The 25,012-nt window shown below is 66.5% G+C and carries 23 protein-coding genes; 13 read left to right on the forward strand and 10 right to left on the reverse strand.

The features are described from left to right. Positions 1 to 5 precede the first annotated feature (5 nt). From B0T44_RS05765 to B0T44_RS05775, 3 genes are read right to left on the reverse strand one after another with little or no spacing between them, the layout of a single operon-like run. A complete protein-coding gene (locus B0T44_RS05765; RefSeq protein ID WP_077115396.1) occupies positions 6 to 1,460 on the reverse strand; it encodes a vWA domain-containing protein in 1,455 nt (484 codons plus the stop codon). Continuing rightward, positions 1,460 to 2,836 carry a hypothetical protein gene (locus B0T44_RS05770; RefSeq protein ID WP_077115395.1) on the reverse strand — a complete coding sequence of 459 codons (1,377 nt, stop codon included), beginning with the start codon at positions 2,834 to 2,836 and terminating at the stop codon, positions 1,460 to 1,462. The genes B0T44_RS05765 and B0T44_RS05770 overlap by 1 nt, the downstream gene beginning before the upstream one ends. Further along, positions 2,836 to 3,330: a hypothetical protein gene (locus B0T44_RS05775; RefSeq protein WP_077115394.1), complete on the reverse strand. Its 495-nt coding sequence runs from the start codon at positions 3,328 to 3,330 to the stop codon at positions 2,836 to 2,838. Before B0T44_RS05775 ends, B0T44_RS05770 begins: the two co-directional genes overlap by 1 nt. Positions 3,331 to 3,677: 347 nt before the next feature. Here B0T44_RS05775 and B0T44_RS05780 point away from each other — a divergent pair, with 347 nt between their 5' ends. The 3 genes from B0T44_RS05780 to B0T44_RS05790 all read left to right on the forward strand — a co-directional run bounded on the left by B0T44_RS05780 (position 3,678) and on the right by B0T44_RS05790 (position 6,508). Further along, on the forward strand, positions 3,678 to 4,604 hold the full coding sequence (locus tag B0T44_RS05780; protein ID WP_077115393.1) for an ATP-binding cassette domain-containing protein: 927 nt from the start codon (positions 3,678 to 3,680) through the stop codon (positions 4,602 to 4,604). Beyond that, positions 4,601 to 5,407 carry an ABC transporter permease gene (locus B0T44_RS05785; protein ID WP_077115392.1) on the forward strand — a complete coding sequence of 269 codons (807 nt, stop codon included), beginning with the start codon at positions 4,601 to 4,603 and terminating at the stop codon, positions 5,405 to 5,407. Before B0T44_RS05780 ends, B0T44_RS05785 begins: the two co-directional genes overlap by 4 nt. Positions 5,408 to 5,866: 459 nt before the next feature. Continuing rightward, the gene (locus B0T44_RS05790) at positions 5,867 to 6,508 is read left to right on the forward strand and encodes a sigma-70 family RNA polymerase sigma factor (protein WP_077115391.1); all 642 of its coding nucleotides are present in this window, start codon (positions 5,867 to 5,869) and stop codon (positions 6,506 to 6,508) included. A 491-nt stretch (positions 6,509 to 6,999) separates the two neighbouring features. On the opposite strand, the gene B0T44_RS05795 is transcribed toward B0T44_RS05790, so the two are convergent. Beyond that, positions 7,000 to 7,854: a helix-turn-helix domain-containing GNAT family N-acetyltransferase gene (locus B0T44_RS05795; RefSeq protein WP_077115390.1), complete on the reverse strand. Its 855-nt coding sequence runs from the start codon at positions 7,852 to 7,854 to the stop codon at positions 7,000 to 7,002. 101 nt (positions 7,855 to 7,955) lie between these two features. On the opposite strand from B0T44_RS05795, the gene B0T44_RS05800 reads away from it, so the two are divergent. Genes B0T44_RS05800 through B0T44_RS05815 form a run of 4 tightly spaced genes read left to right on the forward strand, consistent with a single transcriptional unit; the run spans position 7,956 to position 12,414 of the window. Next, complete coding sequence (locus tag B0T44_RS05800; RefSeq protein ID WP_077115389.1) at positions 7,956 to 9,293, forward strand: FAD-dependent oxidoreductase; 1,338 nt, start codon at positions 7,956 to 7,958, stop codon at positions 9,291 to 9,293. Between the two features lie 3 nt (positions 9,294 to 9,296). Next, complete coding sequence (locus B0T44_RS05805; RefSeq protein ID WP_081511671.1) at positions 9,297 to 10,526, forward strand: MFS transporter; 1,230 nt, start codon at positions 9,297 to 9,299, stop codon at positions 10,524 to 10,526. Beyond that, positions 10,523 to 11,602 (forward strand): flavin-containing monooxygenase, encoded by a 1,080-nt coding sequence (locus tag B0T44_RS05810; protein ID WP_077115388.1) that lies wholly within the window; start codon positions 10,523 to 10,525, stop codon positions 11,600 to 11,602. The genes B0T44_RS05805 and B0T44_RS05810 overlap by 4 nt, the downstream gene beginning before the upstream one ends. Then, entirely contained in the window at positions 11,599 to 12,414 is an 816-nt protein-coding gene (locus B0T44_RS05815; RefSeq protein ID WP_254854145.1) for an alpha/beta fold hydrolase, read from the forward strand. Before B0T44_RS05810 ends, B0T44_RS05815 begins: the two co-directional genes overlap by 4 nt. Before the next feature lie 20 nt (positions 12,415 to 12,434). Here the strand turns inward: B0T44_RS05815 and B0T44_RS05820 are convergent, their stop codons facing one another. The 4 genes from B0T44_RS05820 to abmR form a co-directional block, all read right to left on the reverse strand. Next, complete coding sequence (locus B0T44_RS05820; protein ID WP_077115387.1) at positions 12,435 to 12,842, reverse strand: arsenate reductase ArsC; 408 nt, start codon at positions 12,840 to 12,842, stop codon at positions 12,435 to 12,437. Then, positions 12,839 to 13,942: an ACR3 family arsenite efflux transporter gene (gene arsB, locus B0T44_RS05825; protein ID WP_077115386.1), complete on the reverse strand. Its 1,104-nt coding sequence runs from the start codon at positions 13,940 to 13,942 to the stop codon at positions 12,839 to 12,841. The genes B0T44_RS05820 and arsB overlap by 4 nt, the downstream gene beginning before the upstream one ends. Continuing rightward, on the reverse strand, positions 13,939 to 14,316 hold the full coding sequence (locus B0T44_RS05830) for an ArsR/SmtB family transcription factor (protein WP_077115385.1): 378 nt from the start codon (positions 14,314 to 14,316) through the stop codon (positions 13,939 to 13,941). The genes arsB and B0T44_RS05830 overlap by 4 nt, the downstream gene beginning before the upstream one ends. 173 nt (positions 14,317 to 14,489) lie before the next feature. Then, on the reverse strand, positions 14,490 to 15,119 hold the full coding sequence (gene abmR, locus B0T44_RS05835) for an ATP-binding transcription factor AbmR (protein ID WP_077115384.1): 630 nt from the start codon (positions 15,117 to 15,119) through the stop codon (positions 14,490 to 14,492). Positions 15,120 to 15,652: 533 nt separating this feature from the next. On the opposite strand from abmR, the gene B0T44_RS05845 reads away from it, so the two are divergent. The 5 genes from B0T44_RS05845 (at position 15,653) to B0T44_RS05865 (ending at position 20,556) form a co-directional block, all read left to right on the forward strand. Next, positions 15,653 to 15,982 carry an ArsR/SmtB family transcription factor gene (locus B0T44_RS05845; protein ID WP_175647952.1) on the forward strand — a complete coding sequence of 110 codons (330 nt, stop codon included), beginning with the start codon at positions 15,653 to 15,655 and terminating at the stop codon, positions 15,980 to 15,982. A gap of 96 nt (positions 15,983 to 16,078) precedes the next feature. Next, positions 16,079 to 17,908 carry a phosphoenolpyruvate carboxykinase (GTP) gene (locus B0T44_RS05850; protein WP_077115383.1) on the forward strand — a complete coding sequence of 610 codons (1,830 nt, stop codon included), beginning with the start codon at positions 16,079 to 16,081 and terminating at the stop codon, positions 17,906 to 17,908. Next, complete coding sequence (locus B0T44_RS05855) at positions 17,905 to 19,569, forward strand: SulP family inorganic anion transporter (protein ID WP_175647938.1); 1,665 nt, start codon at positions 17,905 to 17,907, stop codon at positions 19,567 to 19,569. The genes B0T44_RS05850 and B0T44_RS05855 overlap by 4 nt, the downstream gene beginning before the upstream one ends. Further along, the gene (locus B0T44_RS05860) at positions 19,566 to 19,946 is read left to right on the forward strand and encodes a DUF5313 family protein (RefSeq protein ID WP_077115478.1); all 381 of its coding nucleotides are present in this window, start codon (positions 19,566 to 19,568) and stop codon (positions 19,944 to 19,946) included. The genes B0T44_RS05855 and B0T44_RS05860 overlap by 4 nt, the downstream gene beginning before the upstream one ends. A 244-nt stretch (positions 19,947 to 20,190) precedes the next feature. Continuing rightward, complete coding sequence (locus B0T44_RS05865) at positions 20,191 to 20,556, forward strand: hypothetical protein (protein ID WP_139347697.1); 366 nt, start codon at positions 20,191 to 20,193, stop codon at positions 20,554 to 20,556. A 1,049-nt stretch (positions 20,557 to 21,605) separates the two neighbouring features. On the opposite strand, the gene B0T44_RS26325 is transcribed toward B0T44_RS05865, so the two are convergent. Continuing rightward, a complete protein-coding gene (locus tag B0T44_RS26325) occupies positions 21,606 to 21,896 on the reverse strand; it encodes a hypothetical protein (protein ID WP_139347696.1) in 291 nt (96 codons plus the stop codon). Positions 21,897 to 22,730: 834 nt separating this feature from the next. Here B0T44_RS26325 and B0T44_RS05880 point away from each other — a divergent pair. Further along, positions 22,731 to 23,816, forward strand: a complete 1,086-nt coding sequence (locus B0T44_RS05880; RefSeq protein WP_077115380.1) for a nuclease-related domain-containing protein — start codon at positions 22,731 to 22,733, stop codon at positions 23,814 to 23,816. Between the two features lie 290 nt (positions 23,817 to 24,106). Here the strand turns inward: B0T44_RS05880 and B0T44_RS05885 are convergent, their stop codons facing one another. Beyond that, a complete protein-coding gene (locus B0T44_RS05885; protein ID WP_077115379.1) occupies positions 24,107 to 24,955 on the reverse strand; it encodes an LLM class flavin-dependent oxidoreductase in 849 nt (282 codons plus the stop codon). Positions 24,956 to 25,012: the final 57 nt, after the last annotated feature.

Here is a 25,012-nt window from a genome sequence, read left to right on the forward strand (position 1 = left end):
GTCTCCTAGTCGAGAAAGTTCTTGAGTTCGTTGACGAGTTTCTGGATGCGGCCGGAGATCACGGGGGTGCCCATCGCCTTGAACCGTTCGCGGAACCAGGGGTTCACGCTCTGGTGCCCGGAACTGTTGACGGAACCGACGGGGATGAATTTCACCCCGCTGCGGTGCACCGCCTGAATGCCCTCGAACAACGGCTGGGAACGGTCGAACTCGTAGAAGTCCGAGATCCACACCATCACGGTGTTGGCGGGATCGGCGATCTTGGGTTGCGCCATCGCCATGGCGACCGGCCCGTCGTTGCCCCCGCCGAGTTTTGTGCGCAGCAGTACCTCGAAGGGGTCGTGGATCCACGGCGTGAGGTCCAGAGCGCGGGTATCGAAGGCGATGAGGTGCACATCGACCTTCGGGAGCCCGGCGAAAATGGAGGCCAGGATGGTGCAGTTGACCATCGAATCGACCATCGAACCCGACTGGTCGACCACCACGATCATGCGTGCGGGCACGGTTCGTTTCGCGGTCTGGCGATAGAACAACCGGTCGACGTAGAGGCGTTCGTCTTCTGGGTTCCAGTTGGTCAGATTCTTCCAGATCGTACGGTCCACATCGAGATTGCGCAGGATTCGTTTCGGCGGCACCGACCGGTCGACGGTACCGGCCGAACTCTGCTGGACCTGAGTGCGCAGTACCTCGGCCACCTCGTCGACGTAACGGCGGATCAGCCGTTTGGCGTTGGCGAGTGCGACACCGGACAGGTTCGCCTTGTCGCGCAACAACTGTTCGATCAGCGACATGCTAGGGGTGAGCCGCGCCGAGAGCACTGGGTCGGCCAGGACTTCACGCAGATGCATCCGCGCGACCAACTCGCCCTCGATCTTGCCGAGCGCAGCCTGGGTATCGCCGTCCCTGTTGCCCGAACCGCCCAGCAGAGCACGCAGGTGGCCCGCGTCGGCCTGCCAGTTCGCGAGCTGAGTGGCGCTGACGGTGCCGGAGCCGGTGGCGAACACGTTGAGCAAGAGTTTCGATATCAATGCGGCATTGCGGACTTCGAGGTCTCGGGCCGATGCCGGGCCCGGCGTCGGGTCACCGGTCCCGGGTACGTCTGTTTCGGATCGGGAGCCCACTCCACCGGATTCGGAATCCGGATCCGGTGGACCGGCTTCGGTACCGGCGCCCACGGATTCCGGAAGCTGCGGCGTCGCTTCGCCGAACTCCATGCCGAGCCTGCCGAATTCATTGCTGAGTTCAGGGAATCGCTGAATAACCGTATCGACGGCGATACCGGCGTCCAGCAATGCAGGTGGTAATCCGAGGTCGTCGAGGATCGAGACGCCGGCCGAGTCCAGAGTGGGCTGCGGTTCGGGGTCGAAGATTCCGGCGAGCAGACGCCAGTACAGGATCTGCCGCTGGGTTTCGCGGATATCGGGTTGCGCAGGGCCGGCCTGTTCGTGAGCTGTGGTCATCAGCGCAGCAACCGTCCCGCCCGCTCGCGCAGTACCACGACCGCGTCACCGGACCGGGCCAGGGCTTTGGCGGTCTTCGGATCGGTTGGGCCCTGCGCCCAGTCGCCGGTATGCGCCGACGTGGTCGCCTTCTTGAACACGTATTCGATCGCGAGAGGGCGCAGGCGCCACTGTCCGCCGTCCCAGCGCACCAGGCCCAGGCATGCCGTGGATTTGGCGACGAGGGCCGCGGTGAGCGGACCGCTCCGGGGCAACCGGTCGAGTTCGATCGGCAGGCGATGACCGTCGATGACGAAAGCGCCGTCCTCGAAGCGATGGTTCTCCACCAGCACCGGTTCACCCAGGTGCACTGGATGTCGGTCCAGCGGCGCTGCCGCGGCCGCGACGGCCTTCGGAAGCTGGATGCGCGCGGTGGTGAACGGGTCGGCCGGTTCGCCGAGTTCGGCGTTCGCATCTTCCCAGATCAGATCGCCGCTCATGGTGAGCGACATATTCGTCACCGTGACGGTACGGCGTTCGGCCAGGGCCTGCAGCAGGCGCGGGTTTTCCCCGAGTATCTGCCAGACGGCCGGTCCGACGATCGTCTCGACCTTGGCCGCACCGATGCTCACCCGCACCAGCCGCGCGGGTTCGGTTCCGGCTTCCAGGATCGCGTGGACCTGAGCCTGCACCGCTGTTCCGTGCTCGTGCATATCGACACCGACCGGCAGCAGCCGTCCCGATACCGTCTCGGCATCGATAACCGGCGCGCCGCGCCAGGTCAGCAGTAATGCCTGCGACCACAGGTCGGCCCAGCGCCGGACCGGTATCCGGTCCAGCGTCGCGATCGGCGCACCGGCGCGCAGTTCGGCGGTGAATCCGTCGAGCAGTACGGCAAGCCGACGCAGTTCGGGCGCGGCCCACAGCGCTTCGATGGTTCGATCGGCGGCGGAAACCAAGTCGTGATCGACCCCGCGCCAGCCGTTGATCGCCAGTTCCTGCAGCCAGGCCCGGCAACCCTCGACCACACCGCCCGGCACCGCCGGTGGCGCGGCCGCTCCACCGGATGCCCGCTCCCGCCCGACCGCCGTATCGAATCGGCAGAGCAACCCGTCGTGGACAGCGCCCAGCAGGGCAGCGCGACCGGCGGCCAGCGCGCCGAGCTGCTCGGGTCCGACCGAACCCGCGGCGAGTGCGTCGACGGCCGCGGCGACCGCCGCGGCCAGCGGCGATCCGGTCACGGCGGCGCTCAGGCCCGCAAGCGCTTCCGCGGCTTCCGCACCGATCCGGCCGAAGCCGTCGAGGAGGGCGGTATCGAATTCGTCGATCACATCCAGTGCCTCGGCGATACCGGTATCCGGGGCGGCGGTCAGCGCCGCCAGTTGCATTCCGAGCATCAGGCCGGTGCTCCCACCGCCGGGAACCAGTGCAATTCGGGAATCGGTGCGGTGGAGCCGGGTTTTTCCAGATAGCTCAGATGCCGCAGGAACCTGCTGAACACGACAGCCGCTGGGGTTGATGCGTGGGTTGGGTGCAATCGGGCGAAGATATCGCCGTCCTCGGGTACGTCCACACCGAGGAAGCGCGCAACACGATCCATGCCGTATTGCAGAACCGCTTCGGCCAACAGTGACCGAATATGCTTACACGCGTAGCCACCGGAGTGCCCACCGCACGGCCTGTTGTTGTTGGTACTGCAGCTGAGCCCGTGCTCGCGCGCGGAGATCGACGACACGTAGACGCGTGCGATATCCGATCCGCTCGACACCACTCCCTGCAATCGCCCATCGGCCATCTCCACGAACGGCACCTTGCCGAGCTTTCGCGGCGCCACCACCGGCAGCATCTGTACCACCGAAGAGCGTTGCTGCTCTTGATCATCGGAGCTCATGGGATCCCCTCCCGTCTCTCATCACACCGATAACTTAGGCGACCCCACCGACAGGTATCGGTCCGTCGATCGGCACCGTGCATCGCACCGGTGCCACTGCCGGCGGGTTCACCTACCCGACAATGCGGTCGAGGTCCGCTCTCGGCCGCTGGGTTCGAGCACGGTATTTCATCGCCCGAACTGATCACCGGCCGTCACCGAAAATCGGTGCGTCCAACGCGCGGCTGGTTCGTCTGAGGAAGCGGACTCTCATCCACACCGGATGTGGGCACACCTTCTTCCGAGAGGAATCCTCCGATGACCATCCGTCTGTCAAACCACCTCTTCGACCACGTCGCGAGTACGCGATGACCGCCCCGGCCGTCGTGGTCGAGGACCTACACGTCGCCTACGGCAAAATCTGGGCCCTCGACGGTATCGATCTGGAAGCTGCTGCGGGGACGACACTCGGGGTGCTCGGTCACAACGGTGCGGGTAAGACCACCCTGATCCGCGCCCTGACCACCCTGGTGCGTCCCACTGTCGGCCGCGTGCAGATCGGAGGTCTCGACGTGGTTGCCGACGCCACCGAGGTTCGCCGCCGGATCGGGGTGACCGGGCAATACGCCGGGCTCGACGAATTCCTCACCGCCCGGGAGAATGTGGAGCTGATCGGCCGCCTGACCGGGCTGCGCCGTACCGCCCGCATACGAGCCGACGCGCTGATCGACCGGCTCGGGATGGGCGAGTACGCGTCCCGACGGGTGGGGGAACTGTCCGGCGGTTCCCGCCGCCGCGTCGATCTGGCCGCCAGTCTCATCGGCGACCCGTCGGTGTTGTTCCTCGACGAGCCGACCACCGGTCTGGATCCCCTCGCCCGCGCCGGAGTGTGGGACGTCGTCGACGAGCTCACCACGGCGGGCACCACCGTTGTACTCACGACCCAGTATCTCGAGGAAGCCGACCGGCTCGCCGACCACATCGTGGTCCTGAGCCGCGGCCGGGTCGCTGCCCGCGGTACCCCCGCCGAGCTGAAACGGATCGTCGGCGGCAAGGTCGTGCACGCCACCCTGCCCATCCACCGAATCGCGGACCTGCCGTTCACCCCGGACACCGACCGGGTCGACGGCACCAGGGTTCGGGTATCGGTCACCGTCGACGACGCCCCCACCGCGACCGCGTTGGTCGCCGACCTGCATCGCGGCCGCATCGAGGTCACCGATCTGGATGTCACCTCCCCGAGCCTCGATGACGTCTTCACACACCTCGCCCACACCACCGGAGTCCCCCGATGACCACCACGACCACGATCGAACGTTCCCCGATCGGGAGCCGGCTCGCCGCCCTGACCGTCCGGAACCTGCGCACCAGCGCCCGCGTCCCGCAGCTGCTGATGTTCTCACTGACCATGCCGATGGCGATGCTCATACTGTTCAGTCATGTGTTCCGCAGCGTCGCCGCCGGCCCCGGCTTCCCGGCCGGGGTCGGCTACATCGACTTCCTCACCCCGGCCATGCTCGCCGTATCCACGGTGATGGCCGGCACCAACGCCGGAGTCTCGGCCGCGATCGATCACACCAACGGCCTGCACGACCGCTTCGCGGCCCTGCCGATGCGGGCGACGTTGCCCGGAGCGGCTCGCACCATCAACGAAGCCGTCTTCACCCTCGCCCGGGCCGCACTGCTCGGAATCGCCGCAGTGCTGCTGGGTTTCGACTTCCACGGCAGCGTCGTCGATGCCTGCGCCGCGGTCGTGATCCTGGTGGTGCTGGCGGGGGCGATGAGCGCCTTGTTCGGGCTGCTCGGGGACCGGCTAGGCCGGCCGGACGTGGTCCAGTTCGCCGGGATGATGGTGATGATGCCGTTGATGTTCATCTCGAGTGCGTTCGCACCGATCGAGACCATGCCTGGCTGGATGCAGGCTCTGGCCACGGTGAATCCGGTCGCACACGCCACCGACGCCCTGCGCGGGCACGTACTCGGCACCGCCACCACCGGCGACACCGCCACCGCCTTGGGTTCGGCGACCGGACTGTGGGCCGCGGTCATCGCGGTCCCCGTCCTCACCCGCCTGATTCGACCGACACGCGCTCGCTGAACGACGACGCGCCCGTCCGTCCCTTCCAGACGGGGACGGACGGGCAAGTTCTGTGGGTTCGCCGTGCGCCGGAACCGCGCACCCCTATGGCCTCTACCAGCGAGAAGTAGAGGCCATAGGGGTGCTGTTCCAGCGGATACGCCCGGTGTGGGCGTCGACGGCGCTCACGTGGCGGCGTCGAGCAGATGCAGTTCCTCCGCCACGATCAGATCAACCTCTTCACTGGTCAGATCCGACAACAGATGTGTCGTCAGCATCGCTCTCACCTCCTCATCGCGCTTCGCTGATCCGTCGAATCGGAGAACCCGACATCGACACCCATACAGACGTGACACCCCCGGATCCGGACGCAGGATGCGTCCGATCACGGTCCCCGTCGTCGGTACCGATGAGGACGGACCAAGGCTCGCCACCGCGGCGGCGGGCGAGGATGCTGGAAACGGAGAGGAGGTCAGGATCATGAGCGAGACAACGGCCACTACCCCACAGCCGCAACACGGTGATCTCGACCAGCTCTGGCGTCGCTTCTCCAGCGACCTGCGGGCCTTCATCGCCCGCCGGGTCTCGCGCCAGGAAGACGCCGACGACATCCTGTCGATCGTCTTCCTGCGAATGGCCAAAAGCCTGGACAAGGTGCGCGATCAGGACCGTCTGCTGGGCTGGATGTATGCCATCACCCGCAACGCCATCACCGACTACTACCGGTCCGCGTCCCATCGCCGCGAACTACCCGTCGACGCCGTCCCGGACAACCCGTACGCAGGCGATGGGGAGTCCGACACCGACGAAACGGCGGAGAAAGAACTCGCCTCGTGCCTGGTGCCGATGCTCTCCGCGCTGCCCGCAGAGCAGGCCGTGGCGGTGCAGATGGTCGACTTCGAGGCTCGCACGCACGCCGCCGCTGCCGATGAGGCGGGTATCTCGGTGTCCGGTATGAAATCCCGCGTGCAACGCGGCCGCGCCGCCCTGCAGGCTCAACTGCACGCCTGTTGTCTGATCAGCCAGGACCGCACCGGCCACGTGCACGACTACCAACCCCGCGACGGAGGCTGTGGTGGACGGACCTGCGCCTGTGGCGCCATATCCCAGTCGGACCAGTAGACCGGCATACCGGCTCGACAACGGCCACCGTCACCTCCACGTTCCCACGGCCGGACAAAGATGCGGTACGAGCCGCTCGAGGCTCGCACCGCATCATGCCGGGTGAGGGGCTACTGGCAGCCGCACCCGCCGCCGACCGTCGCCGCCGGGGCGCAGCACGCCACCTTTTCGCTGTGATCACAGCATGTGGTCTGCCGTTCGGCGCTGCAACAGGTGGGTGCTGCAGGCTGCAGGGGTGCGTCGGTCCGATGTGTCGCCGGGGGCTCGAATCGTTTCGAGTTGGTCATGGTGACCTCCTTGATTCGTGGGGATGGGCACCTGGACAGACGAGTGCGGACAGAAAAGGACGCACTCGGGCCACCATGCGGCAACCGCACTCCGGATGAGCAGGCATCGCGCCGAACGACTCACCGTTCGCCACCGACGTCCCTCTCATTCCGACCGGCAGGTGCGAACCCCTGGACCCGCACCGGACCCATGTCGAGGGTTGGTCAGTTGAGGGGGCTGCGGCGTTCGAGGAAGACGGTGTCGTGCCAGGCGCCGTTGAGCTGACCGATACGCTCGCGGACGCCGACGGTGCGGTAGCCGGCGGAATGGTGCAGGGCCAGCGCGGCGCGGTTTTCGGGGAAGACCGAAGCCTGCAGGGTCCACAGTCCCGCTTCGTCGGCGGCGATGACCTGGTGGCGGATCAGGGCTTTGCCGACGCCGCGGCCGCGCATGCCATCGGCGACGAAGACCTGACTGTCGGCGATGCCGTGCTCGGCGGTCGGTGTCAGGACGGCCCAGCCGACGACGTGGTGCTCGATCTCGGCGACCCAGCGATGCTCCGGTGACCAGCGCCGCTCGAGGGCGGAGCGGGCGGGAACGTCGGTGTCGAAGGTGGCTGTGCCGGTGGCGATACCGTCAGCGTAGATGGCGCGCACGTCGTCCCAATCGGCATCGGTCATGGCGCGGACGGTGACGTCGTCGGGGAGGTCTTCGGGGCAGCAGGGTCGAGGGGCGAGCACACCCATGACGGCGTCGGCTGCGTGTGGCAGGCCGGTGCAGCAGGCGGGGTTGACCATGACGACAGTGGCAGTGCCGTTCTTGTGCACGGTGACGAATCCGACGTCGGCGAGTTTGCGGACATGGTGGGAGACGGTCGGTTGTCCGATCCCGAGCGCGTCGGACAGTTCGCCGACGGTTATCCCGGCTGGACGGGCGGCGACCTGGTGCAACAGCCGCACCCGGGTCGGGTCGGCCAGGCAGGAGAACCAGTTCGCATAGGTGGTTGCATCGGTCACCGGCAGCGCGTCGACCCACCGGCTGTCGGCGCCGCGGACGACTGGTGTCTCCAGCGAAGTCATACCTCCACTATATCGATCTACGTCGATGATTGCATTCATCGACGTCTGTCGATATAGTTCGGTTCCATTGATCGATGACCGTCGATGGAAGGAGAACTGCGATGACCGAGCTGCCAATTGTCGTGGTCGGGGCGGGCCCTATCGGGTTGGCCGCTGCCGCCGAACTGCGTGAGCGGGGTCTCGAGCCGTGGGTGTTCGAACGCGGTGCTGCCGCCGGGGCGGCGGTGTCGGAGTGGAACCATGTGCGGCTGTTCTCGCGATGGGGTGAGCTGATCGCCCCGGCGGCGCGCCAGCTATTGGGCGAGACCGGTTGGGTGGCGCCGGACGAGGACACCTATCCGACCGGCCGAGAGTGGGTGACCGGTTACCTGGCTCCCTTGGCCTCCGCCCTCGGTGAACAGGTGCGGTTCGAGACCGAGGTGATCGGGGTGACGCGGCGGGGCCGCGACCGGGTGGTCGATGCCGGGCGGGACAGTGAACCGCTGACGGTGCGTCTGCGGCGGGCCGATGGTGGTGAGGAGCGGGTACTCGCCCGCGCGGTGATCGATGCCTCCGGCACCTGGGGCTCCCCGAACCCGCTGGGTGGTGACGGGCTGCCCGCTCTCGGGGAGGCCGCTGCGGCGTCGGTGATCGAGTATCGGGTGCCGGATCTGGACGATGAGGCCGTGCGGGCGCGGTTCGCCGGCGCGCACACCGTGATCGCGGGTAGTGGACATTCGGCGTTGACCGCGATCGTAGCGCTGGCCGGTCTGGCGAAGCAGACCCCGGGGACCCGGTTGACCTGGGTGCTGCGCCGCGGGCAGGTCGGTGACACCTTCGGCGGCGGCGAGGCCGATCAGCTGCCCGCGCGAGGCGCGCTCGGGTTGCGGGCGAAACAGGCGGTCGAAGACGGGCTGCTGCAGGTGGTGACCGGGTTCCGCACCGCCACCGTCGAACCCGACGAGCAGGGCCGTTGGACGTTGGTGCCGGAGACCGGCGATAGCATTACCAGGGTCGACCGGATCCTCGCGGTGACCGGGTTCCGACCGCAGTTGTCGTGGTTGTCGGAGATTCGGCTCGGGTTGGATCCGGTGTTGCAGGCACCGGTGAAGCTGGCGCCGCTGATCGACCCGAACGTGCACTCGTGCGGGACCGTCTACCCGCACGGGGTGAAGGAGCTGTCGCACCCGGAGCCGGGTGTATTTCTGGCCGGGATGAAAAGCTACGGTCGAGCACCGACATTTTTGGCGATGACCGGCTATGAACAGGTGCGTTCTATTGCCGCCGCCCTGGCCGGAGACCACGAATCCGCCACCCGCGTCGAACTCACGCTTCCCGAGACCGGAGTATGTAGTGGTGCAGGCGTGTCCGACGAGCCCGAGACCACGGACGAGGGCGGGTGCGGTGCGGCGCCGACACGGCAGCTGATCGCCCTCGGTTCGGCGCCCGGTAACCGGTAGCCGATGACCGAGATCGACCTCGCTCCCGCACCCACCCCCCAGGTGTTGTCGCGGGCCGGTCGGCGGCGGGTGCTGGCGGTGTTGTGCCTGACACAGATCACCAGCTGGGGCATTCTCTACTACGCGTTCCCGGTGCTGTCGGTGTCGATCACCGCCGAGACGGGGTGGTCGGCGCCGACGATCACCGCCGCGTTCTCGGTGGGACAGCTCGCCACCGCACTCACCGGCATCCCGGTCGGCCGGGTACTGGACCGGACGGGCCCACGGCGTGTGATGTCCGCCGGTTCGATGCTGGCGGTGGTCGCGCTCGTTGTGGTCGCCAAAGCTCCCAACCTGGTGGTGTTCTACGCCGGTTGGGTGGCGGCCGGGGCAGGAATGGGGGCGGTGTTGTATCCGCCGGCCTTCGCGGCGCTGACCCGCTGGTGGGGTGAGGACCGCGTGAAGGCGCTGATGATCCTCACCCTCGCCGGTGGTCTGGCCAGCACCGTGTTCGCGCCTGTGACCTCGGCACTCGACGAGCGCACCGGGTGGCGCGGAACGTATCTGGTGCTGGCGGTGGTTCTCGCGGTCGTCACCATGCCTGCGCACTGGCTCGGCCTGCGAGAGCCGTGGCCGCGCCCACCGATCCCGACCGAGGCCGCGCACGCCGATCATTCCGCGATCGCACGCAGCCCGCGGTTCGCCGCGCTGGTGGTGACCTTGTGTTTGGCGGCGTTCGCCAGTTTCGCCGGCGTATTCAACCTCGTCGCACTGTTGCAGGAGCAAGGTTTCAACCCGAGCCTGGCAGCGTGGGCGCTCGGGTTGAGCGGGGCGGGGCAGGTGCTGGGCCGGATCGGGTATCTGCCGCTGGCCCGTCGTACCGGTGTCACCGCTCGCACCGTGCTGGTACTGGCTGCTCTCGCCACGACCACGGCGTTGGTGGGGGTGGTGTCGGCGGCGGCGGTATTGACCGCGGTGGCGATCGGCGCGGGGCTGGTGCGCGGGATCTTCACCCTGATTCAGGCCACCGCAATCACCGACCGGTGGGGCGCCACCCACTACGGGCGGCTCAACGGCCTGCTGTCGGCACCGGTGGTGATCGTCTCGGCGCTGGCCCCGTGGGCGGGAACCGTGCTCTCGGCGACCACCGGCAGCTACGCCCACGCCTACCTTGTCCTCGGCGGTATCGCCGCCCTCGCCGCGGTGATCGCGCCCCTGACCGGAACCATCGGATCGAAGAAAGAAACCTTGTGACAAGCGAATACACATACGACGCAGTGGTTATCGGGGGCGGCCAATCCGGTCTCGCCGCCGCCCACCACCTCACCCATCATGGTCACCGGACCGCAATCCTGGAAGCTGGCGCAGAGGCGACCGGGTCCTGGCCACGCTATTACGACAGCCTGACCCTGTTCTCACCCGCCCGTTACAGCAGTCTGCCCGGGCGCTGCTTCCCCGGTGACCCGGACCGGTACCCGCACCGCGACGAGGTCGTCGACTACCTGCGCTCCTACGCCGCCGCACTCGACGCCGATATCCACACCGGCACCCGTGTCGACGCCGTCACCAGCGGCGACGGCGCGTTCGCACTCACCACCGACACCGGCACGGCGTTCACCGCGGCGCGGGTGATCGCTGCGACCGGAACGTTCAGCTCCCCGTATCGGCCGATCCTGCCGGGACAGAACGGGTTCGGCGGGCAGATCCTGCACGCCTGCAACTACCGCAACCCAGCCGACTTCACCGGCCAGCGGGTGATCGTGGTCGGCGCCGGGAACTCCGCGGTGCAGATTGCCACCGAGCTGGCCGCCCACACCGAGGTGGTCTTGGCCAGTAGGGCGCCGGTGAAGTTCGTCCCGCAACGGCCGCTCGGCCGCGACGTGCACTTCTGGTTCACCATCACCGGTTTCGACGCCGCGCCCCTGGGCCGCCTCGTGCGCACACCACCGACCCAGCCCGTCTTGGACATCGGCCGATACCGTGCGGCACTCGGCGCCGAGAAACCGCCGCGCCGCCCGATGTTCACCACTCTCGAGCACAACAGCGCGGTCTGGCCGGACGGCAGCCGCACCCGGGTGGATACGGTCATCCTCGCCACCGGCTACACACCGAATCTGCCCTACCTGGCCGGGACCGGAGCCCTCACCGACTCCGGAGCACCACGGCACCGCTTCGGAATATCCACCACTCACCCGGGTCTGGGCTACCTCGGGCTGGAATGGCAGCGCACCCCGTCATCGAACTCATTGCGCGGCGTCGGCCGCGACGCGGCCTACCTCATCCACCGCCTGAAGCCCGCCGCGGCTCGGCTCACGGAGAAGGCACGATGAGCACATCCCTGGAAACAGCCTCGGATTCGATGGTGCGGGGCGGGCGGGTGACCTCCGCCGACGGCACCCCGATCACCTACCTGACCCGCGGCCACGGCCCAGTGATCCTCACGGTGCACGGCGGTTTGGGCAGCGCGGTGAGCATGCTGCCACTCGCCGGACACCTCGCCGGCGACCACACGGTGGTGGCCATGAACTGCCGCGGCCACGGCACCTCCGGCTCTCCTCAATCGCCACCCGACATCCGGCATGAGGTCGCCGACATCGCCGCCGTGATCGATGCGGTCGGCCCGATCGAGATGCTGTTCGGCTACTCCTACGGCGCGGTCCTGGCCCTGGAAACCACGCTCGCCGCCCCCGAGCGCATCCCCCTACTCGCCGTCTACGAACCGCCACTGCCCATCACCTACCCCATCCCCGACATCGCTTGCCTCGACACGGCCTTGGCGGCAGGTGAGTACGAGCAGCTACTGCTGCGGGCATCAGCCGCCGCCGGCGGGTTTTCACTCGCCGAACTGGCCGCGCTGCGGGAGGATCCATTGTGGTGGTTCAAGGTCGCCCAGGCGCCGACCTTGGCGGCGACCATGCGGGTGCTGGCCGGGCTGGACCCGGCTGTGGACCGCTATACCGCGATCACCGCACCGACCACGCTGATCACCGGCACCACCAGCGCCGACTACATCCTCGACGCCACGGACCTGCTCGCCGCCGTCCTACCGAACCCGACGCGGAAAACCCTGCACGGGCAAGGCCATCACGTCGACCCCGCAGTGCTGGCCGGTGCGCTGGCGCCACCACCGTCGCCCGATTAGCCGCGCGGGCCGCCTCGACTTCAGCCGCGGCCCGGCAACAGTTCGGCGATGAGCGCCTCGACCCGGGACCGGATCTCGTCCCGGATCGGGCGCACGGCCTCCACACCTTTGCCGGCTGGGTCCGGGAGGTCCCAGTCGCGGTAGCTGATGCCGGGAAACACCGGGCAGGTGTCCCCACAACCCATGGTGATGACCACATCGGAGGATTCGACCGCGTCGAAGGTCAACACTTTCGGTGCCTCGGCGGCGATATCGATCCCGACCTCGGCCATCGCCTCCACGGCTGCGGGGTTGATGCTTTCGGCGGGGGCGCTGCCGGCGGAGCGGACCTCGATCGCGTCGCCGGCGAGGTGTGACAGGAAACCGGCGGCCATCTGGGAGCGGCCGGCGTTGTGGACGCAGACGAACAACACTGTCGGTGGCCTCATCGCAGCGATGCCCCGGTTACGGCGGCCGCGCTGCGGAACCGGTTACGCAGGGCCAAAGAGACGTACACCAGCGCGACGAGGACCGGGACCTCGATCAACGGCCCTACCACCCCTGCGAGCGCTTGCCCGGAGGTGGCGCCGTAGGTGGCGATCGCCACCGCGATGGCCAACTCGAAGTTGTTACCCGCCGCGGTGAACGCCAACGTGGTGGTGCGCTCATACCCCAGGCCCAAGAGTGCGCCCAACAGATAGCCGCCACCCCACATGACCGCGAAATACGCCAGCAGCGGCACCGCGATCCGCACCACATCCAATGGCTGCGAGGTGATTCGCTCCCCTTGCAGGGCAAACAGGACCACGATGGTGAACAACAACCCGTACAGCGCCCACGGTCCGATCCACGGAATCAGCCTCGACTCGTACCAGTCCCGTCCTTTGGCGCGTTCCCCGAACCGGCGGGTCAGATACCCGGCCAGCAGCGGGATCCCGAGGAAGATCAGCACCGACTTCGCGATCTGCCACGGCGAGGCCTCGATGGTGGTCTGCTCCAACCCCAGCCAACCGGGCAGGACCGACAGGTAGAACCAGCCCAGGACCGCGAACATGAGCACCTGGAAGATCGAGTTCAACGCCACCAGTACGGCGGCGGCCTCCCGGTCCCCGCACGCCAGGTCGTTCCAGATGATCACCATCGCGATACAGCGTGCCAATCCGACGATGATCAACCCGGTGCGGTACTCAGGAAGATCCGGCAGCAGCAGCCAGGCCAGGGCGAACATCAGTGCCGGTCCGAGCAGCCAGTTCAACATCAGCGAGCCGAGCAACAGACGGCGGTCGCCGGTGACGGTGTCGAGGCGATCGTAGCGAACCTTCGCCAGCACCGGGTACATCATGATCAGCAGCCCGAGCGCGATCGGCAATGAGATTCCATCGATCTCCACGGCGGCGAGCACGTCCCCGAGGTCGGGGATCAGACGACCCAGCAGCAGACCGGCAGCCATGGCGACGCCGATCCACACCGGCAAAAGCCGATCCAGCGTCGACAGTTTCCCCACCACACCCTGTTCGGCAGCGCCGGTGGTGGTATCGGTGGTGCTCACGCACTCACCTCACTCGCCGCACCGCTCTCGACCAGCAGAACACTCGAGAGTTGCTGCAGCGCTTCGGGCACCACCCGGTAATGCACCCACGACGCCCGGCGTTCGCTGGTGAGCAGCCCCGCCTCGCGCAGCACCTTCAGATGGTGAGAAATGGTCGGCTGGGTCAACTCGATGCCCTCGGACAGGTCACATACGCACGCCTCCTGCCCGGATCGAGAGGCGATCGAGCTCAACAGCCGCAGCCGCACCGGATCCGACAACGCCTTGAACATCATGGCCAACTCCGCGGCGGCGTCCGCCGACAACGGCTCACGCACCCGTGGCGCAGCGCTACACACCTCAACCGACGGCAACCGCAACGGCGATTTAGACATACATCTATATTGACAGCGATCTATACAACCTGCAAACAAACACCCAACGAACAAACCGCAACGCGATGGCCCGACAGGCAAGTCGATGATCCGCATCGATATCACCCGCTGGGGACCCGATCGGCACCGGCACCCCCCGCCTCGCCTGAATAACCGCACCGGGCCCGGCGGTCTCACAGCCCCTGCGGCCCCTCCGAACGCAGATCCTCGACCCTGCGCATGGCTCCGCGCAGTTCCTCCAACCACGATTCCGCGTGCTTGCCCGCCAGCTTCACCGTCCACGCCAGCGCATCAGCCCGGGAGCGCGCGACACCGGCATCGACGAGGGTGTCGAGCACCTTACGTTCCGGCTGACGCAGCCGGGTCATCACCGGCACCGCCAAATGGGTGAACAGAATCCGCTCGCCCTCTACCGAGACACCCCAGGCGACGCTGCGACCGTAGCGCCGCTGCGCCTCGTCGGCGATCTGCATACGCGCCGCTCGGGTGGACTCGCGAAAACGCGCAACCGCCCCTTCTTTCGTTGCCTCCGGCACCTTGCGGGTTGCCGCCGCCTCACCGGCCTCCTCCGCCGCGCCGGCCGTGCCCTCCTCGTCGGATGAAGCCACGTCCGGCTGCGGCAGGGGTAGTTCACCGATCACCACGATTTCGTCCCGATCGATCTCGATGACGGGCCTGCCGGTGAACCAGTCGCTCGGCAAGCGTCCCGCGAACCAGTCCGGCGCATCCGCGGTATCGGGCAGATCGGCCTGTTGCCACCCGCCCGGCCGACCGAAGCCGCGTCCTCGGTGTCCGTGCCTCATGATTTTCACCTTCTCACCTTCAAGAGTTATTACTTGATTACAAGATTACTCCGCAGAAGCGTCAAGTGTTCTGCCCTGGGCGAACGCATAATCACAATCGGAATTGCCCTGGAGTTAGGCGATAGCAGAATGCAACCACTCTCGAGGGGGTGGGATGGAACCCCGATCCGGATGTCCGACCAACGTCGCGGTGGAGATACCCGGTGACCCCTGGACGATGCTGCTGCTGCGCGACGTGATGCTCGGCGGCCGGCGTCACTTCCGCGAGCTGTTGCACGGCTCGGAAGAGGGGATCGCGTCCAATACCCTCAGCGACCGACTCAAGCGTCTCGTCGCCGCCGGACTGCCCACCAAGGCCGACGCCGGCCGCCATCGTGCCCGGTTTCCCGCTGGTCAGCCAGGGCTTCAACCTTTCCCGCGCAGGCAGCGACCTATAGGCCGACCAGGGATTTGCACTGTTTGCTAAACTTTGAAAGCAGCAGAGTCGGTGCCTCGCCAGGTGTACTGGTCGCCAGCAGAAGGGAGTGGCGCTGATGCCCGGGCCGCAGAGGCCGCTTTATCAGATGAAGGCCGAGTTCTTCAAAACCCTCGGTCATCCGGTACGTATCCGGGTACTGGAGTTGCTGTGTCGCCGTGAGTACACGGTCGCCGAAATGCTCGGTGAGATCGGGATCGAGGCGGCGAACCTGTCGCAGCAGTTGTCGATCCTGCGCCGCGCCGGCCTTGTCACCGCCCGCCGGGAGGGTCTGTCGGTCACCTACACGATCACCACTCCCGAGGTCGCCGAACTTCTCGCCGCGGCCCGCGCCATCCTCACCGGCGTGGTCGCCGGCCAGGCCGAGGCCCTCGAACAACCTGCCTGACCCCTCGTCGAATCGGCTGCCCGGATGTGCGCACGGACACTGATTGCAGCTTTTCTAAACTAAATACCTTGCATCTTCGCGAAGGAGTAACTCGCCGTGACCAACCAGCCCACTGCCACCGGAATCGTGCCCGCACCGACCGACAACGAAGGCATCCAAGCCTGGGTGGCCGAGGTGGCCGAGCTCACCGCACCGGACCGCATCGTGTTCTGCGACGGCTCCCCCGACGAATGGGACCGGCTCACTGGGCTGCTGGTGGACAAGGGCACGTTCGTGCCGCTGTCCACGAAGCCGAACTCCTTCTGGTGCATCTCCGACCCCGAGGATGTCGCGCGGGTCGAGGACCGCACCTTCATTTGCTCGGAGAACGAGTCCGACGCGGGGCCGACGAACAACTGGGCCGATCCGGTCGACATGCGCACGATCATGACCGAGCACTACCGCGGTGCGATGGCAGGGCGGACCATGTACGTGATCGCGTTCTGCATGGGACCACTGGATGCGGAGGATCCGAAATTCGGTGTGCAGATCACCGACTCGGAATATGTCGCGGTATCGATGCAGGTCATGACCCGCTCCGGTACTCCGGTATGGGAAAAGCTCACCACAGGAACCGATTTCGTCAAATGTCTGCACTCGGTCGGCGCACCCCTCGGTGCAGGGCAGCAGGACGTCGCCTGGCCGTGTGACAAGACGAAGTACATTACCCACTTCCCCGAGACCCGCACCATCTGGAGCTACGGCTCCGGGTACGGCGGCAACGCGTTGCTGGGCAAGAAGTGTTTCGCGCTGCGGATCGCATCGGTACTCGGCCGCGACGAGGGGTGGCTGGCCGAGCACATGCTGATTCTGAAACTCACCTCCCCGCAGGGGAAGACGCACTATGTCGCGGCAGCGTTCCCATCGTCGTGTGGCAAGACCAACCTCGCGATGCTGGAACCCGCCTTGCCGGGCTGGAAGGCTGAAACCGTCGGCGACGATATCGCGTGGATGCGGTTCGGTGCCGACGGCCGCCTGTATGCGGTGAACCCGGAGGCCGGTTTCTTCGGTGTCGCCCCGGGAACCGGGGCGAAGACGAACCCGAACGCGATCGTCACCATCGATGCCGGCAATTCGATCTTCACCAATACGGCCCGCACCGACGATGGTGATGTCTGGTGGGAGGGGCTGACCGACGACAAGCCCGAACATCTGATCGACTGGCGTGGCCAGGATTGGACACCGGATTCTGGAACCCCTGCAGCGCATCCGAATTCGAGGTACTGCACGCCGATAGAGCAGTGCCCGTCGGTAGCTCCGGAATGGAACGACCCGGCCGGGGTGCCGATCTCGGCGATTTTCTTCGGTGGTCGCCGTGCCACCACCATCCCGCTGGTGGCGGAGTCGTTCGATTGGGCGCACGGCGTGTTCACTGCGTCGGTGCTGTCCTCGGAGACCACCGCCGCCGCCGCGGGCAAGGTCGGTGTGGTCCGACGGGACCCGATGGCGATGCTGCCCTTCCTGGGTTATCACGTCGGCGACTACTTCGCGCACTGGCTATCGATGGCCGACCGTGAGGGTGCGCAGTTGCCGAAGATCTTCCAGGTCAACTGGTTCCGCCGTGACACCGATGGCACATTCTTGTGGCCCGGCTTCGGCGACAATGTGCGCGTGCTGCGGTGGGCCCTGGATCGGATCGACGGAGCCGTGGACGCGGTCGAGACCCCGATCGGGTACGTGCCCACCGTCGAGGCGCTGGATCTGACCGGCCTCGACGAGAAAGAACGTGCGCTGGCCGCGCAGGCGCTGGCGGTGGACACCGAGGAATGGGTGGTCGAGACGGCATCGATCGACGAGTGGTACGCCACCATCGGCGGCAACCGCCTTCCCGAACAATTGCGCGAGCAGCTGGCGGCGCTGAAACTGCGCCTGGCCAAGGCCCGGTGAGCGTGCGCACGCTACTGCCGAACTGGTCGGAATGGAAACCGGCGGCCCGGGCGCCTGGCGCGGATCTGCTGTCGGGGTTGATCGTGGCGCTGGTCGCGTTGCCGCTGGCGCTGGGATTCGGCATCAGCTCCGGTCTCGGTGCCGCAGCGGGTTTGGCCACCGCGGTCGTCGCGGGTGTGGTGGCCGCCGTCTTCGGCGGCTCCCGGTTTCAGGTGTCAGGGCCGACCGGCGCGATGACGGTGGTGCTGGTGCCGATTTTCCACCAGCACGGAGGGAGCGGAGTGCTGGCGGTGGGGCTGCTGGCCGGCCTTGTGCTGGTGGTGCTCGCGGTCGCCGGGGTCGGCCGGGCTGTGCGGTACATGCCGGCCCCGGTGATCGAGGGGTTCACCGCGGGTATCGCCGTCGTGATCGCGCTGCAGCAGTTCCCGGCCGCCCTCGGTATCGCCCACGCCGAGGGTGAGAAGGTGTGGCAATCCGCGGTCGACGCGGTGCGGCAATACCTGTCGCTCCCGCATCACATCACTTTGGCGACGGCGCTGGTCGTGGCCGCGATCGTGCTCGTTGGTGGCCGGTATCTGCCGAAGCTGCCGTTCGCGCTGCTCGCTGTCGCCGCCGCCACGATCGCCGATCAGGCATTCGGCCTGGACCTCACCCCGATCGGGGACATCCCGTCCGGGCTGCCCGCCCCCACCCTGGAATTCGTCCATCTCGACCAACTCGGATCGCTGATCGCACCGGCCCTCGCGGTCGCGGCCCTGGCCGCGCTGGAATCGCTGCTGTCGGCGACCGCCGCGGACTCGATGACTGTCGGCGCGCGCCACAACCCGGACCGGGAACTGTTCGGGCAGGGCTTGGCCAATATCGCCGCACCCCTGTTCGGTGGGGTTCCGGCCACCGGTGCGATCGCTCGCACCGCGGTCAACGTCCGCTCCGGCGCCCGCACCCGGCTCTCGGCCCTCACCCATGCGGTGGTGCTGGCGGCGATCATCTACCTCGCCGCGCCGCTGGTTGCCGATATCCCGCTCGCCGCGCTGGCCGGGGTGCTGCTGGCGACCACCGTACGCATGGTCGAAACCGCATCGCTGGCCGCAATAGCTCGCGCCTCCAAAGGGGACGCCGCCATCATGGCCGTCACCTTCGCCGTCACTGTCGCCTTGGACCTGGTCACCGCAGTCGCTGTCGGCGTGGGCATCGCGATCGTGCTGGCGTTGCGGCAGGTCGCGAAAGAAGCACGCCTGCAACAGATCCCACTCGAAAGGCCGGTCGACACTACCGATCACCTAGCCGAGGAGCACGAGTTGCTGCACGAACATATCGTGGCCTACCGTCTCGACGGGCCGCTGTTCTTCGCCGCGGCCCACCGGTTCCTCCTCGAATTGGCGGAGGTGTCGGACGTGGATGTGGTCATTCTGCGCATGTCGCATGTCACCGCGCTCGACACCACCGGCGCCCTGGTGCTCAAAGACGTGATCGGAAAACTCGAACACCGTCACATCACCGTGCTCATGTCCGGGCTGCGCGCTGATCACCGTCGTCAGCTGTCGGCCATCGGCGCACTGCCGGCCGGCGAAATGAGGACCTTCGAACACACCTCCGAAGCCATCGCCTACGCTCGCGGTCGAGTGCTGGACCTGGTCGAGGTCGAGGAGCCGTGCCGATAACCGAGCGTACAAAACCATCTCTTGCGCAACGTATCCGCTACATTTGCGGCGATACCCTGCCGGAATCGATGTCCGAGTGGGTGATCAACGACCTCACCGGGCCCGCCGCAACCCGCCGCTACCTGCTGCGCATCCTCGTCCCGGTCATCGCGCCACTGTGCCTTTTCCTGCTCCTGCCCGGCCCGCTGTGGATGGGCCTGGCCATGATGGCGCTGCTATATCTGCCACTGATCTACTTCACTGCCGCGCTCATGTACGTCTACCGCCGACACCGGCTGTCCAAACACGGCCTCGACCCCGCCCTCGCCGACACTCGCAGAGGCCAGCGCGCTGCCGCCGAACGCGAAGCCTACGAACGCCGCCACGGCCGAGCCTGACCCGATGCTCAGAGATGCTCGATGATTGCGAATTTTCTGAGATAGCCATCTGACGTCGACCCTCCGAGAGTGAGACGATCCCGGTGACTTCCCTTTTCGACCCCACTGCCGACAACGACCCGCCGCGCTCGGCAGGGCCTTTCCCAGTGGTGTCGGAGTCGCGGTCGTGATGGTGTCTCGCCCGGGGAGCCCACACCCGCCACCAGCCGATCGAAACCCATGTCCTCGCAGAGGGAGAACATCCATGGTCACCCCTAACCACCTACGCACCCGCCGACCACACCACACCACCCGGACACCGCAGCCACACATGCGGCCGGACCGAGAGCGGCGGATGCACGCGATCCTCGACTTGGAACGTCGCATCAGCACCCTGGAGCTCCCCCAACTGGGGTATTCCACCGTGTCCGAACACGCCGAAACACACGTACTCGACTCGACCACCCTCGCCGTCGTCATGCGCTGCACCCACAACACCGCCATAGTCGAACACGCCATCCGCGCCCAGAACGACCACACCATCGACATCAGCACCGACCGCGACATCCTCACCGTCACTCTCCGACCTCGTCACCGTGCCGCTGGCACCGCCGAACGGCCGATGCCGTGAGGTGATCGTCGCTGAGCCACCAGGTCAGGAGTCGACGCGGTCGAAGCGGCCGCCACAGGGGAGGTCAGGCAGTATGCCGAGTGCTCGAATGCCCGAATCAAAGGACATTGGAGCGAAATGAATTCACAGTCAGCTTTACTCGTCATCGACGTCCAGAACGGGTTCATCAACGAGCATTCGCGCCATGTCGTGCCGATTATCCGAGAGCTGGTCCAGCAGTGGACCAAGACCAGCCACACCGCGCTCTTCACCCGATACCACAACTACGAGGGGTCTCCCTACCAGAGGCTCATCGGGTGGAACAAGCTTCGTAACGCGCCCCGAACAGATCTGGCCCCGAACTCCAACCGTACGCCGAGACAGCGACGGCGAGGATACTCGACAAGAGGACCTACACGGCCTCGACCGACGAAGGTCGCGAACTACTGGCCGGATACACCGACCTGACCTCTGCGGTATCGCCACTGACGGGTGTGTCTTCAAGACAGCACTGGATGCCTTCGACGGCGGCTACACCCCTTAGGTCATCAAAGATGCCTGCGCATCCAACGCAACCAGGCATTCGGCCACCGAGGTCCATCAGTCTGCCCTCATGCTGATGTCGCGCCTGATCGGCTCCGGCCAACTCATCCAGTCGGCTGCCGTAGCGTCAGCCTTGCAGACATCGTCTGCGCATCTGCACAGCGCATAGCGGGCGCCAACACACGTCATCTACTCACTCACGGTCGTTGCCGAATTTAGCTATACAGGATCAAGAGAGCCTGCGGCGGCGCATGCGCGCCGCCGCCGCGCTACGACGCGCAACCGCTGTCGTGCCGTCGCCGCGACCGACGCGCTCGCGGCGACGGCACGACAGCGCCACCAGTAGAGCCCCGATCCGATCGGGGCGATTTTGGGATAACAGGGAAGCGTGGGCACGACGAGTGCCGTACCCGGCTTACCTCCCGCAGTCGATCACGAATTGGCCGGCTATCCGCCCGGTCGACCGGCTGTGGTCCCGTCCGTCTGCCCCAGGTTTTTCCACCTACACGCAGTGGCCGGTAGCCGACTCAGACACAGACACCATCCTTGGCAATACCCTCTGCTCCATCAGGCTTCGTGCATCCAGTGCCGTCAGGGAGATTCACAAAGATGGGCTTCTCACCGTTTTTCACGCACTTCACCTTTGCCGGACGTGGTATGACCATGTTGGTGGTGTCGGCGTGGCGGGCTGGGTTCACCCTTTGGCAGGCCGCCTCGGCATCGGAGGCCCAATCGGCAGCGGCCGGCGCCGCGGTGAAGACGAGAAATGCTCCGGCGACCAGCGAAGCGCGAACCCACGGTGCACATATCTTCGACATGATCGACAAGCTAGCGGACGAAACGATCTTGACCGGTCTCTTGCCGCAAATCGGCGAAGGCAGATACCTTGGGTCAACAACTGTGCGACCTCCGGCCGCGTGGCCCTGCTGACTGGTGGCCTGCATTGTGTTCCCACGCCCCTCCAGCGTCAAGGGCGCCTATCGGCGTCACTGCGTGATGGCTCGCCCCCCTTGACCCGGAGCCTCTACGCGAGAAGGGCAGTCCCTATGGGGCAGGCGGGTAGTCAGTCCCCAGTGTGCAGCCCACCACCCAGCAGAGCCAACCACGGACCCAGACATGCGAAATCGGCGAGCAACCACGTGCCCACCGATGAATTACGAGCGGGACCAGAACGGGACCACACGTTACGAACGGCGGCGAACTACCCGCAAGTCACCGCATAATTGCGAACTATCAGAAACACCCTCTGAGCTGGGCTGATGACTCCCCACCCGACCTGGGGGTCAGGTGGTCGCAGGTTCAAATCCTGTCAGTTCGACAAGAACATGCAGGTCACGCCTCCTCGGGCGGTTGTCCGGGGGCGCTGTTCTGCATGATTCCCAAACTTTCCCCAAAATTGGACGAGACTCGCCCAAACCTTGACACTGGCCATCAGCAGGCAACCCAATCAGCAGCACCCCCAGCGAACCTCCAGCATCCAACCATCCTTCTGCCCCTTCTCCACCACAAACATGTGGATGCTCACCATCGGCCGCGGCTCAGCGCGAGTGCTCTCCGGAGTCGGAAATACCTTGGCAGCAAAGGGTTTCCACCCAACCTGCTGGGTCAGGTCGATATCGTATAGGTGTCATCAGTACCAGCAGGGAGGGGTGATGACGATGCTCGTCATCGCTAATAAATCCAAATCCGGCACAGAAGAGCGGGTATTCAAGTGGCTGGAGGGGTGGGTGGGGGACTACAAAATCCCCGGCATCGCTATCACGAACTCCTACGTCGCTGGTCAGGAAGTGGACCTGATCATCATCACCCCGTACACCACCGTCGCGATCGAGATCAAAGGCACCGATCCCGAGGTACCCACCGACGGTGTTCTGATCTGCACATCGAACCGCCGGTGGGAAGTCCCCGAGTTCGTCGGCGACCCGGTCCACGTGCGCGCCAAGGACACCACCCCTTACGAGCAGGCCCGCGACGGAGCGCTGAAGCTCAGGCGTGTGGTCGACCAGGTGGGCGGCACCGCATATGTCCGCGGCTTGGTGGTCGTGGTCCCTCCGCGGCGCTCGAATATGAAGCTCGAGAAGAGGTCGGCACCGGACGGCTGCCATGTGCTGCTCTGCGAGAACCACAACCCACTCCGTGCCTGGTTCCATAACGCCCACCGCCAAGGCGACATCGTTTGGACCGCGGAACAGGCATACGCACTGATCGACGCACTCGAATGCGGTGATCGCACCACCGTCGACGCACTGGCTGAGGAAGGCTTCCCACGCCAGCATGCCCACACTCTGCTTACCGCACCCCCGCCAGTTCCGAAGCCTGCACCTCCACGTCCGGCTGCAGCGCCCGTTCTCCCTGCCCCGACCCCGGCGTCACGTCCTACGGCCCCGCCCCAGCCGGACCGGGTAACGGACCTCGGTCATAGTTCCGTCGAGACGACGTCGTGGCCGGGAATGGCGCGACCGTCCGTCCCGGCCTCCGCCGGTAGACGAGGGTGGCACCAAACCGCTGCCGCCATCGCCATGATCGCGGTGTTCGGCGGCGCGCTGTGGTTGCTGACCCTCACTGGTCGTGAGGCCGAACCCCAGCGAGTCAGCGATGAGCAGCAGATCAGCACGGTCGAGGAGGAAACACCGACACCGCCTGCACCAGCGCCGATGCCCGCGCCACCAGCTCCTGCCCCGCCAGCTCCTGCTCCGTCTGTGAACGAGGGTTGTTTCCCCTTCCAGCCGAACTGCTGATCGTTCCTCACAAGTGAGCGGGAGCGAGTTCGGCTCAGCCCCTGCTGCTCTGCCGTCCGAACAGTTCGGGCGTAGTTCTGGTGGTGTCGGCGCCATCGGCAGAGGGTGAGGGCGCGGGCTGGGTGCAGGACTATCGCCAGGAGACGGCGGGCGTCGGCGACTGTGATCGACCCCAGCCCGCATGGGCTTTTGACGGCGATAGCAGTAAGTGTCCCGCTCGCCGTCGTGCGCCCGTGTGGGATGGCGGCGAACCGGCAGGTAGCCCGGTCTACCGGGGCAGCTGGTGGTGCTCAGAGCACGACCTCGGCGAAGCGGTCGATCTGGTCAGGGTCGGTGCCGTAGCAGTACAGCATGGTCTCGTCGGCGCCGAGGTCTTCGAATTGTTTGATGCTGAAACGGATCTGGTCGGGGGTGGTGAGCAGGCCGGCGGCCATGTGATCGGCGCGGCCGCTGAACTCGTAGTAGCCGAGGATCGCGGCGCGGGCCTGGTCGATCAAGGGTTGGGGGCCGAGGACGGCGTTGAGTTGGGCGACGATGCGCGGGGCGCCGGAGCGGCCGTGCTCGGTCCAGGAGCGTCGGGCGAGGTCGAAAAGGTTGCCTGCCCAGGAAGGTGGGGCGGCGGCGAGGAAACCGCCGCCCCAGCGGCCGACGCGGTCGATGGCGGCGGGTTGGAAGCCGCCGAAGAGCAGCTCGGGACCGTCGGGTCTAGTGGGGGCGGGGCCGATGGGCCCGCAGGTGTCGCTGAACGGCTCGCCGGACCACAGTCGGCGCATGATGGCGAGCTGTTCGTCGAGGCGGCGGCCGCGGGTGTGGATATCGGTGCCGGTGGCCTCGTGGTCGTCGTCGCGGCCGCCGACACCGAGGCCGAGCGCGAAACGCCCGCCCGAGATGAGGTCCAGGGTGGCGGCCTGCTTGGCAAGCAGCGCCGGGTCACGCAGAGGCGCGATCAGCACCTCGGTCTGCAAGCGGATGCGGTTGGTTATCCCGGCGAGCACGGCCAGGGTGACCAGCGGTTCGGGGTTGTCGTAGACCAGGCGGTCGAGCAGGCCGAGTGTCGAGAACCCGGCGGACTCGGCGCGGCGGGCCCACTCGGGCAACGCGACGGGATCGGCGATGGGAAGACCGAGACCGATGTGCATGGAATCCTCCAGTGGCAATGGGCGTGTGTCATCAGGTCGCCCACTCCACGCCTCCTC

Origin of the sequence: Nocardia donostiensis, from assembly GCF_002081715.1 — a bacterium.
GTDB lineage: Bacteria > Actinomycetota > Actinomycetes > Mycobacteriales > Mycobacteriaceae > Nocardia > Nocardia donostiensis.

What these genes read in the sequence shown, in the direction of transcription:
- B0T44_RS05800 (WP_077115389.1), top strand. Translation starts at nt 7,956, where the DNA reads ATGACCGAGCTGCCAATTGTCGTGGTCGGGGCGGGCCCTATCGGGTTG.
- B0T44_RS05885 (WP_077115379.1), bottom strand. Translation starts at nt 24,955, where the DNA reads ATGCACATCGGTCTCGGTCTTCCCATCGCCGATCCCGTCGCGTTGCCC.
- B0T44_RS05790 (WP_077115391.1), top strand. Translation starts at nt 5,867, where the DNA reads ATGAGCGAGACAACGGCCACTACCCCACAGCCGCAACACGGTGATCTC.
- B0T44_RS05770 (WP_077115395.1), bottom strand. Translation starts at nt 2,836, where the DNA reads ATGCTCGGAATGCAACTGGCGGCGCTGACCGCCGCCCCGGATACCGGT.
- B0T44_RS05845 (WP_175647952.1), top strand. Translation starts at nt 15,653, where the DNA reads ATGCCCGGGCCGCAGAGGCCGCTTTATCAGATGAAGGCCGAGTTCTTC.
- B0T44_RS05865 (WP_139347697.1), top strand. Translation starts at nt 20,191, where the DNA reads ATGGTCACCCCTAACCACCTACGCACCCGCCGACCACACCACACCACC.
- B0T44_RS05765 (WP_077115396.1), bottom strand. Translation starts at nt 1,460, where the DNA reads ATGACCACAGCTCACGAACAGGCCGGCCCTGCGCAACCCGATATCCGC.
- B0T44_RS26325 (WP_139347696.1), bottom strand. Translation starts at nt 21,896, where the DNA reads ATGTCGAAGATATGTGCACCGTGGGTTCGCGCTTCGCTGGTCGCCGGA.
- abmR (WP_077115384.1), bottom strand. Translation starts at nt 15,119, where the DNA reads ATGAGGCACGGACACCGAGGACGCGGCTTCGGTCGGCCGGGCGGGTGG.
- B0T44_RS05785 (WP_077115392.1), top strand. Translation starts at nt 4,601, where the DNA reads ATGACCACCACGACCACGATCGAACGTTCCCCGATCGGGAGCCGGCTC.
- B0T44_RS05775 (WP_077115394.1), bottom strand. Translation starts at nt 3,330, where the DNA reads ATGAGCTCCGATGATCAAGAGCAGCAACGCTCTTCGGTGGTACAGATG.
- B0T44_RS05795 (WP_077115390.1), bottom strand. Translation starts at nt 7,854, where the DNA reads ATGACTTCGCTGGAGACACCAGTCGTCCGCGGCGCCGACAGCCGGTGG.
- B0T44_RS05805 (WP_081511671.1), top strand. Translation starts at nt 9,297, where the DNA reads ATGACCGAGATCGACCTCGCTCCCGCACCCACCCCCCAGGTGTTGTCG.
- B0T44_RS05830 (WP_077115385.1), bottom strand. Translation starts at nt 14,316, where the DNA reads ATGTCTAAATCGCCGTTGCGGTTGCCGTCGGTTGAGGTGTGTAGCGCT.
- B0T44_RS05780 (WP_077115393.1), top strand. Translation starts at nt 3,678, where the DNA reads ATGACCGCCCCGGCCGTCGTGGTCGAGGACCTACACGTCGCCTACGGC.
- B0T44_RS05815 (WP_254854145.1), top strand. Translation starts at nt 11,599, where the DNA reads ATGAGCACATCCCTGGAAACAGCCTCGGATTCGATGGTGCGGGGCGGG.
- B0T44_RS05820 (WP_077115387.1), bottom strand. Translation starts at nt 12,842, where the DNA reads ATGAGGCCACCGACAGTGTTGTTCGTCTGCGTCCACAACGCCGGCCGC.
- B0T44_RS05880 (WP_077115380.1), top strand. Translation starts at nt 22,731, where the DNA reads ATGACGATGCTCGTCATCGCTAATAAATCCAAATCCGGCACAGAAGAG.